7 protein-coding genes are annotated in these 9,976 nt (G+C 43.8%); 3 read left to right on the forward strand and 4 right to left on the reverse strand.

Annotated features, from left to right (window positions below):
* Together C234_RS0112390 and C234_RS0112395 are read left to right on the forward strand one after the other, a co-directional pair.
* A partial coding sequence (locus tag C234_RS0112390; RefSeq protein WP_027326027.1) for a transposase occupies positions 1-292 on the forward strand: 292 nt, incomplete at its 5' end.
* Positions 293-1,320: 1,028 nt separating this feature from the next.
* Entirely contained in the window at positions 1,321-2,421 is a 1,101-nt protein-coding gene (locus tag C234_RS0112395) for an Mrp/NBP35 family ATP-binding protein (protein ID WP_027326028.1), read from the forward strand.
* Between the two features lie 568 nt (positions 2,422-2,989).
* Here C234_RS0112395 and C234_RS0112405 read toward each other — a convergent pair.
* From C234_RS0112405 to C234_RS0112415, 3 genes are all read right to left on the reverse strand, one after another.
* Positions 2,990-4,882 (reverse strand): TlpA family protein disulfide reductase, encoded by a 1,893-nt coding sequence (locus C234_RS0112405; protein ID WP_027326030.1) that lies wholly within the window; start codon positions 4,880-4,882, stop codon positions 2,990-2,992.
* A 449-nt stretch (positions 4,883-5,331) separates the two neighbouring features.
* Positions 5,332-7,227, reverse strand: a complete 1,896-nt coding sequence (locus C234_RS0112410) for a M56 family metallopeptidase (RefSeq protein ID WP_027326031.1) — start codon at positions 7,225-7,227, stop codon at positions 5,332-5,334.
* 18 nt (positions 7,228-7,245) lie between these two features.
* Positions 7,246-7,611, reverse strand: coding sequence for a BlaI/MecI/CopY family transcriptional regulator (locus C234_RS0112415; RefSeq protein WP_027326032.1), 366 nt, complete (start codon positions 7,609-7,611; stop codon positions 7,246-7,248).
* 861 nt (positions 7,612-8,472) lie between these two features.
* Between C234_RS0112415 and C234_RS0112425 the strand changes: the two genes are divergently transcribed.
* Positions 8,473-9,069 carry a porin family protein gene (locus C234_RS0112425; RefSeq protein ID WP_027326034.1) on the forward strand — a complete coding sequence of 199 codons (597 nt, stop codon included), beginning with the start codon at positions 8,473-8,475 and terminating at the stop codon, positions 9,067-9,069.
* A gap of 103 nt (positions 9,070-9,172) precedes the next feature.
* Here C234_RS0112425 and C234_RS17220 read toward each other — a convergent pair whose 3' ends face one another.
* The gene (locus tag C234_RS17220; protein ID WP_081688158.1) at positions 9,173-9,424 is read right to left on the reverse strand and encodes a transposase; all 252 of its coding nucleotides are present in this window, start codon (positions 9,422-9,424) and stop codon (positions 9,173-9,175) included.
* Between the last annotated feature and the right edge of the window lie 552 nt (positions 9,425-9,976).

Here is a 9,976-nt window from a genome sequence, read left to right on the forward strand (position 1 = left end):
TCCAGATAAAGAAGAAGCTAAGGGCTATTTGGCATTTTGGTGCGATGTTGCCATTGATGCCAAGTTAGAACCGTTTCGCAAATTTGTAAACACCATCAAAGCACATTGGTCTGGTATAGTCTCTTATTTTGAGAATAGAGGCGTTACCAATGGTGTGCTAGAAGGTATTAACTCTAAAATTCAACTGGCCAAAAGAAGAGCTAGGGGATACAGCAACGTAGACAACTTCATAAGAATGATCTACTACATGTCGGGTAAACTTGACATGGCCTACCCACACGATTCGTTATAGGGCCTAAGTTTTTGTATTGGGTTAATATCGTTTTGTTTTGATATTTTTTGGATCTGATATTAAAGCTAGATTTTTGCCCATAGGAAACAGTTCTATTAAGGTTCGGCTGAAGATGTTTTATGACCTTTCGCTGATTGCTATTTAAAAAAAGCAGAGCAATCGTTTACATTTACCTTAAGCATGAATCGACAGAAAAAACTATAGGTGTTTATTTGATTGTATGTTTTTATGAGATAAAGCTGTTCTCTTAAAAAACGAGTGACAAAATAAGGATGCTGTAGAAACCTTTTATATGGGCTTCTGCAGCATCTTTTTCTTTTAATATATCATTATGTGATGCTGTTTCCAATATATACAAGGACATTGAATTAATCGCTATTTTTAGTATTCGTAACTGCCCTAATAATACAGAATAAAAAAACTGAATCAGCGTAGTTTCAACTTTAAATATTTTAAAGTTTTTACCTTTCTTGCAGAAGAATATCTAATTTTATGGAGGCTTTTTCTAAAAAGGAATTGAAAAACTTGCAAAAACCATCTGCCAAACAGAATATTTCAATAACTTTGCTCACGATAGTAGAGTAGCAAATTATTAAGGGTAATTGTTTTGCACCATGTACGAACCTGTTGTTTTCAATAACAGTCTAATGAGTTGTTAGTGGCTGATAAAGGTGGTTTTTGATTCTTTATTGCAACTATGTTGTACTTTGGGTATTATATTGTGAGAATGGCGGGACCGATAAACAACGGGTGTAAATTGTTACAGATATTTTAAACACATGCTTACGAGCGTATAGAAGTCACTTAAAGAAATAAGCTACAGGAATAATTCGTTTGTTAGAGTGAGATTGTGCACATATACTACTTCTGATAGATTTTATGCACTCTAAGTCAGTCGTTAATTAGCTGTAAGACAATAGCGATAAGTGTTTGTGAATATCATTAATTGGATAGATAAATTCACGACTTTTTCGTTATGGCGTAACAAATAGTATGAAAATATAATTGTCGAATTGATATTAAATAAAATGACTCTTTATCCGAAATTAATATTGGACGCATTGGCAACGGTGCGTTATCCCGGTACCGGGAAAAACTTAGTGGAAGCGGAGATGGTTGCTGATAATCTCCGTATAGACGGTATGTCAGTTAGTTTTTCGCTGATTTTCGAGAAGCCTACCGACCCTTTTATGAAGTCGATGTTGAAAGCAGCGGAAACAGCTATACATACCTATGTTTCTCCCGATGTGAAAGTGACGATAGCAACGGAAAGTAAACAGGCTGCCCGTCCTGAAGTAGGTAAGCTTCTACCAAAAGTGAAGAACATTATCGGTATCTCTTCCGGCAAGGGAGGAGTGGGCAAGTCTACGGTTTCAGCCAATCTGGCTGTAGCTTTGGCTAAGTTGGGGCACAAGGTCGGTTTGCTCGATGCTGATATATTCGGTCCTTCTATACCCAAAATGTTTCAGGTGGAAGACGCGCGCCCTTATCTGGAGCGTTTAGAGGGGCGCGATTTGATTATTCCGGTAGAAAAATACGGAGTGAAACTGCTCTCTATCGGATTCTTTGTCGACCCCGATCAGGCAACGCTTTGGAGGGGAGGTATGGCGAGCAATGCCTTGAAACAACTCATTGCCGATGCAGCGTGGGGAGAGCTCGATTATTTCCTGATCGACCTTCCTCCCGGAACAAGTGACATCCATCTGACGGTGGTTCAGACGCTGGCCCTCACCGGAGCTATCGTTGTCAGTACGCCGCAGGCGGTGGCACTGGCAGATGCCCGTAAGGGAATCAACATGTTTACGAACGATAAGGTTAATGTGCCTATCCTCGGCTTGGTGGAAAATATGGCTTGGTTTACTCCCGCCGAGTTGCCGGAAAACAAATATTTTCTTTTTGGGAAAGAAGGGGCGAAGAAACTGGCGGAAGAGATGAACGTGCCTTTACTGGGGCAAATTCCTATTGTGCAGAGCATCTGTGAGGGAGGGGACAACGGTACACCGGTGGCTTTGGATGAAGACACGGTAACCGGGCGCGCTTTCTTGTCGTTGGCTGCAGGCGTGGTTCGTCAGGTCGACCGCCGGAACATCGAGATGGCCCCAACGAAGATTGTGGAAATGAACAAATAAGTTCAGTTGCTTTCAAGTTCAGTTGTTTTTGCCGAAACGGCAGATTTTGGTGTTTCAGTGCCCGATAGCAAAACCTAACAAGGGAATCAAAAGACAACTAATGATTCCCTTGTTAGGTTTTGCTATATTCGGGGCGAACGGTTGCGGGTACTGAAATGGTGCCGGTCTTTTGTCCGGTTGTTGATTGCCCTTTACGGATGTGCCGGGAGTCTGTGGTAGTGCTTCAGTTACTGTGTCCGGAGGAAGTGGAGCTGAACAAGAACTACGCCGGTTTGTTAGCTTCCCTTTGCCGATGTACTGGATCCATTGGAGCGAAATCGGAGCCGGAGGTTTTTCGCTGAAATACAACTGAGAGCGTGATAAGACACATTGGGAGCCCGATACCAATCCGCCGGTATCGGGCTCCCAATGTGTCTTATTTGTTATTATCTGCATGTCAGTTGCTTACGGGGCTTGGGATTCTCGCCGCAGAATATCTTCTTCCGGCTGTCATGCTTATATGTCCCCCTTAATATTCTGTCAAGTGCTTTCTTGGCAATTCAGAGTTCGCCTTTTCGTGATTCTTCGGTTAATTCAGCACTTTCAGCAATTGCTCTTTCATCGTGCCCGTTCCGGGGAATCCGGTTGACCTGTACGTAGTCTTTCCTTCGCGGTCGACAACGAAATAAGTAGGCACTCCTTCAATCTTGAGGTTCGTTCTCAAGTAATTATATTGTTCGTTAGTCAAGCGGAAGTGCTCCCCGTGTATATCCGGAATCATATTTTCCCATACGCCTTTAGGCGAAGTTTCTCCTGTAATGTAGACGTAGATGATGTCTTTGTCTTTCAGTTCTTCTTTCATCGGAATCATCGTTTTGTTGGCCATGCGGCAGGGTCCGCACCAAGTAGCCCAGAAGTCAACCAGCAATACATGCCCTTTGTATTTGGCAAGGATAGAAGAAAACAACTCTTCGTTGCTCACTTCTCCTACTTCGTTTACGGTGAATCCGCTTTTCTTTTTGTTCTCCTCTATCTTTCGGAGCAGCTCGTTGTTGAGAGCGGTGAGCAATTCTTTGTAAGCGGGTTCGGGCAATGCGTCGAGGGTTGCTTTCTGTTCTGCCGTCAGCGGAGTGAAATCTTCGATGGAGCGATAGTACTTCAGCGCTTCCATTGTTTGGAACAACACCCCTTCGGAGGTTCCGAGAGTCTTTTGCAGCAACTCCTGATAACGACGGGCCACGAGCGCTATGTAAGCAAATTCCGGTGTATACAGATTTGCCGGCGTATTTATCGAGAGTTCTTTCAGTACGCTGTAGAAGTCTTCGGGCATCTCGATGCGGGTATCTCTGTAATATTCGTTCGCCTGCTCCCTGTTTAGTTTCTGTGTGAACATATGTGCTTGCTTCATCATATCGTCAGCCATGAGAATGTTGATGGCCGTGGTGTTATCCGTGTTGGCTGCAAGAACCTCTTTGGCAGCCCTGCTCATATCTGCCTTTTCTATCTCCTGAAGAGTATTCCGGCGTAGTTCGGTGAAATACTCTTTTACACTATTGGCGTCTTTATCCGCTATTCGGTCGAAGTGGCTGCGCGGATTGCCCGCCAGGTTTGTTTTGATGGTATTGTCCGACAGCTCTTGTTGAAGCGCTGCCAGATAACCTTCGAAATAAGCTTTCTTCCCGTAAGGTTTGGCATTCTTATGTAATTGCGACTGTTGTCTGCAATACTCCGCCGGATTAATGAGCACTTTTGTCTCTTTACCCGGAGCCAGCAAGCACGATACTTGGGCAAATGGAAAGGAGAAGATGGCGGGAGTAGTGGTAATCACATCAATTTCCACCTCGAATGTACCGTCTTCGTGTATATTTATCTCCTGTAAAGAGCTTGTCCATCTGAGCGGTTCCAGCAAATGCAGTCTGCCTGCCTGTGGCATTCCTTCCCGATAGTCCATGATTTTTCCTTTAACGGTCGCTTTCCCGTAAGCGAACTCCGGAACGGGCAGCGCAGCCTCTTTATTTATTTTATGAACGATGGCTTCTTTAGGCAAATCACGTTTGTAAAACGCCTTTTTATCCAATTGGATGCCCCATATCTTGAATGCCCCCTCCATGTCTCCTTCGGAAAAGTCTACCCAAGTCACGTTTTCCGGCAACGGAGGGAATACCAGTTGGAACTCGGCTTCGCCGGATTCGGGCATCCAGAACTCCTCATCGAGCGTAATGCCGATTCCTCTGCGGATGGGATACAGTTGTCCGTCGGGATCGGCAAGGAAACTTCCTTTAGCTATTTTGATCCAGAACTTTGGCCGGTAGAATGCTTTAATATAGGCTACGGTAGCCGTATCGCTGATCACCAGTTTGTCTATTTCGATGCTCGTACTGTTCCACGCGATGAAAGGCGGACGCTCTATTACTCTCTCTTTGGCTTGCATGGCGCAGGCGGCGCACAGCAGCAAGCAGATAATCCATGTGTTTTTTTTCATGTGTATACTATTCTTTGGTTTCGTACAAAAATAGTAAAATTTTGTTGTTCCTTATATTAATAAGGATTGAATTATGCGTGGAATAGCGTTGAAAAAGAAAATGTGGCAAAGCTCAGGAACGACTTTTCCTCAGAAGTCTTTATTCGCGTTTCTGCTTAAGATACGATTCCGAAGTTTAGTTTTTTGAGAGTTTTTTTGAGTTTTGGCACATTTGCTTCGGGGCGCTAACTTGGGATTTTCCCCTTTAGATGCCGTGTCTTTTACACCTCGCTTTGTTTTCTCCGATTTCACATTTGCAAGTGTTCGCTCCGTTCTGAAGCTTTTCTCGCTTCACTCTTGAAGTGTTTCTTTATATGCGGAGAATAAAAATCACTCCGGCAATTTATCTCTTTTGCGGTTCTGTGAGGAAGGAGGTAACGGTACGCCGGTGACTCCTTCCTCGCAGATTTCTATTTCTTCTGCGGTTCTACCGGTGGCTTTTGTAGCCGGAAGATGATAGGCAGCGTGTATTTCACAGCCACGGCTTTCCCTTTTTGCCTGCCCGGCTTCCATTTCGGCATACTGCCGACTACCCGCATAGCTTCGGCATCCAATGACGGCGATACGCTCCTGATTACTTTGATGTTGGATATGCTTCCGTCCGCTTTTACTACCATTTGTACGATCACTCGTCCTTGCTCATAATTCTTCTGCGCCTCTACGGGATATTTCATACTTTTGGCGAGAAATTCCATCAGCTTTTCTTGTCCGCCGGGGAATTCGGGCATTTCTTCCACTACTTGATAAACACCGTTTTCCGGTTCGCCTTCCGATTTGACTCCCACTACCTCCGGTACTGCTGTAGGCTTCGGTTTAGACAGGCGGAACATAATCGGCAACGTATAGCGGACATTGACTTCTTTTCCCCTTTGTTTGCCCGGCGTCCATTTCGGCATGGCAGAAACTACCCGCAGGGCCTCTTTTTCAAGCAAAGCGCTTTCGTCGGGTTTCACTTTGGCAGGTTCGCCTTTCCCGTCCTTCGGCGCATAAGCGGTTACTACCAAATCATTGCGTATAATCCTCGGATTCAGTACATTTCCTTGCTTGTCTACTACAAAGGAGACGGTCACGCGTCCTTCTAAGCCTTTGTCTTTCGCTTCTTTCGGATATTGAATATTGTTGCCCAGGTATGACATCAATTCTTTTATTCCTCCGGGGAATACCGGCATTACTTCCACTACTTCGAATACAGGATCGTCCTGATCGATGCCCTTCTTCGGTGCGGGTGGAGGTGGAGGAGCAACCTTTTCCTTTTTGTCCGCTTGCTTTTTGGTAGTTAGCGGCGGCGGAGGGGGAGGCGTTTTCTTATCTTGCAGAGTCGTCGTTCCGGTTGGTTGTTCCGGAAGATTCGCAGTTTCGGGGGATACGGCATCTTTTACAAGCGCTTCTCCCATCATCTCTTTGGCAAACTCTTTGGTGGTTCGCGCCACTGTTTCGATGTTGCTTACAATCAGCAACAGGGCAGCCAACGGAAGAAACATCAGGTATTTTGTTCTTCCTATTTTTCCGGTGCGTCGTTTATTCATCATTTTAATACGGTTTTTTAATGGTAAAACATTGAAATTATTGGATAATTTTGCTGCAGCCTTATGGTGAGTCAGTCCCAACAAATGGTACTGGTATGATTTACTGTCGTGTCCCGCTTCCAATACGCGATGATCTGCCAAATATTCGAGGTTTCCTCTCACTTCGCGTTTCATCAGCCAGACGAACGGATTGAACCAGCAGGCGATGCACATCACCTCGCTGATGAGTACGTCTATCGAGTGGTACTGACGGACATGCGTCTGCTCGTGCGTAATGATCTCGCTGATTTCGCTGTCCGTATGCGATTCGGGGTGAATGAATATCCACTGGAAGAAGGAGAACGGACTTGCTTCTTTCTTCAGCAGGTGCACGCGTATTCCTTGCATTTGGGCTTTCGGACTGTGGATGCGCAAGCGTATGATGCTTCCCAACTGGATAAAAAAGCGGATGGTGAGCAACAGTACTCCGCTCAGGTAGAGAAATGTTGAAAGCTGCTTGAGCCATTCCTGCCAATGGCCGGAAGACGGGTCCGTGCCGACCGTGAATTCCGGAAGTATGGCGTTTGCGTACAGATCTGCCATGGCGGCGATAGGCTCCTGCTCTTTCACCCATTGCTGAATGTTGAGTAACGGATAGAGCAGAGATACGGCAAAGAAGCATAGCAAAGCCGTGCGGCGCCACGAAAAGAATGTGTCTTTGTAGAAAAACAGCCTGTAGAAAGCATAAAACAAGGCAATGGCTATGTTGACTTTAAAAAAATATACGAGTTCCGGAGTCATGGCAGTAAGGGGTTTGTCCTACGATTCTTTTCCTTTTTCTATCAGTTCGATAATCTCTTTCAGGTCGTCGGCAGATATTTTCCGGTCTTTGGCAAAGAAAGAAACCATCTCTTTGTAAGAGTTCTCAAAATAGTTGCGCACCACGCCACTCATGAAATGGCGTTTATACTCGCTTTCGCGGATAGCGGGAGAGTATTGATAGGTATTTCCCATGCGTTTCGAAGACACATACCCTTTCCGCTCGAGATTCTTCACGATAGAAGCGACGGTGGTGTAAGGAGGCGCCGGTGGAGCGTATTTGCCCAAGATATCTTTTACGAAGCAATCTCCCAGTTCCCAGATATTAATCATTACTTCTTCTTCCTGTATCGTTAACTTTTCCATGGTTTGTTGTTTAATTACGAATCTTTCGCAAATCTACGAAAATTTCGTAATCATCCAATAGCTAGTGTGTTAAAACATGCAAATGCCTAAAATTTACCTTCCAGCCGACTGATTTTTCTTTTTCTCTCAGCTTGTTGTTTCTTCTTTTGTCATTGTGTGTGTCACGGTGGGGTACTACCTTTTCCACCTGTCCGTCCGTATCCCTTCAGATTTCCTGCCTGTGTGTTTCACGGAGGTGTACTGCCTTTGGGCTGAACAGAGTCGCTGTTTTGAAATAATAGAGGTTTTGTTACGGTTGAACAGAGTCGCTGTTGGGACTGAATAGAGGCTCTGTTGGAATCGGACAGAGGCTTTGTTACGGTTGAACAGAGATTTCCTGTAACTTTACGGAGTTTTTCTTGTAGTGAAACGTAGTCCTTCCCATGACTTTACGGAATCTTTCTTGTCATGGAACAAATCCTTTCCTATAGCCGGATGAAGTTTTTTTGAAGATCGGGTATTCTTTGCCCACGTGGTGCTTTCTGTCTCTTTTGTCGTTTTTCGGTAGAGATACTGTGCAGTTGCCATTCGGGAAAATTCACTTTATGCCCCTGTTTTCATTTGTGCAGACGGGTATTGCCGGTAATGGCCTTATTTTTTTATAGTCAGCCAAGAGTCTGTTTTTTACATGTTTCTGTAAAAAAAGTCTCTTAAAAGTTACGCGTTAAAAGAATTTCAATATCTTTGCGCCTGTAATCTAAACACTTTAGTGAAAAAAGTACGCTCGGTTACTGAATATGTTTCAGAGAATTCCCCGTACTTTTATTTGTTTCACAAAAGCTGTCCGTGGGATGAGGCCAGCAAACTAAAATTATGAGTAATATGAAAAAAGGTTTGATTTTTGTGCTATTTGCACTGGTTTCAATTGTTTCTTATTCGCAGGTATCTTGGAATGCCAAAGTAGGTATGAATTTGAGTAACGTTACCCAAATTGACGACTCTAAGGTGAAAGCCGGTTTTCAGGCCGGTATAGGTATGGAATATGCTTTCAATGAATTATGGTCTATCCAACCTTCTCTGTTGTTTACAACCAAGGGCTTTAAATTGAAAGAAGATGGAGCAACTTTGACCGCCAATCCGATGTATATCGAATTGCCTATAATGGCTGCCGTTCGCTTTGCTGTGGCAGACGGCCAGAATTTTGTAGTAAAGGCGGGACCTTACATTGCTTATGGTGTAGGCGGTAAATATAAAATTGGCGATGAAAAGGTCGACTTTTTTGGAGATACGAAGATTGCCGGTATTACTGTTGTAGAAGGCGCTAATAAATTCGATGCAGGTTTGGGAGTAGGCGTTGCTTATGAAATAAACCGAATTTTTATCGACTTGACCGGAGGTATTGGATTGACTAAGTTGTATGACGGTGAAAAATCACCGAAGAATATGAATTTCTCTGTTGGCGTGGGTTACAAATTCTGATAACGCCGTTTTGAGATAAAAAGAACAATTCCCCCATTCTGCTTTGCTCAGGATGGGGGAAATTTTATGCATTTCCATTGTCTTGTCATGAATACTTTTGCCATTATTGCCCGTTTTTTGTGGCATAGGCAAAAGCAGTAACCGATATTCCTTTTGAATTCGCTCTGAAAAGTTTTATCTGAACGTTGAAAGATTCAACTGCCGCATTTGATGATCGGTTATTATAGATATTAACGATGTCGTTGTAGTGTTTATAAAAGGTAGCAGCAATGATATTGCACCGCTTTATTTCTGCTTTCTCTGTTTTCGACGAGGGTGATGCGCATGCAACAACAACTTGGTGATCTCGTATCAGAAAACTGTGACTGCTGTCGACTGCATAATCCCCTTACTCTTTATGTCAACATCCTCTTTATACTCATCATAGAAAATCATATTAAGACTTATACTTATTTCTACCACCGCCTTGCTCTGTTTGCTGCCTGCTATCTCTACTTAACCTTGCTGCGAAAATAGTTCAAAAGAACACCCTGCCCAGAATGCCGATATTGATATTATTCCGACTGTGATTCAAAACGACTAATTATGCATATAGTAATAAAAACTCCTTCGTATATTTGGATGTTGTTTTAAAAGTTTCTACTTTTGCACCCGCTTTCCCGGCGTGGGAGGGCTTTCTAGAGTTGACATGTTGCAAAAGCCCGGTTTCGGTTTGATATTCTGTTTTTCCCCATTTAAAAAAAACTCCCCATTAAAATTTGGAGTTATGGGAATAAAATGCTTATCTTTACCGTCCGTGCGGCAAAGGATGGGTTCTTTTCCCGCTTTTTCTTTGTCCGGGTTGTCTTTATCTTTCTTACAGAGAGTTTTACGGGGCTTCCGAAAAGAAATGCTGAAAAAACTTCCT

It is taken from the genome of Bacteroides pyogenes DSM 20611 = JCM 6294 (assembly GCF_000428105.1).
In the GTDB taxonomy this organism is placed as follows: Bacteria; Bacteroidota; Bacteroidia; order Bacteroidales; family Bacteroidaceae; genus Bacteroides; species Bacteroides pyogenes.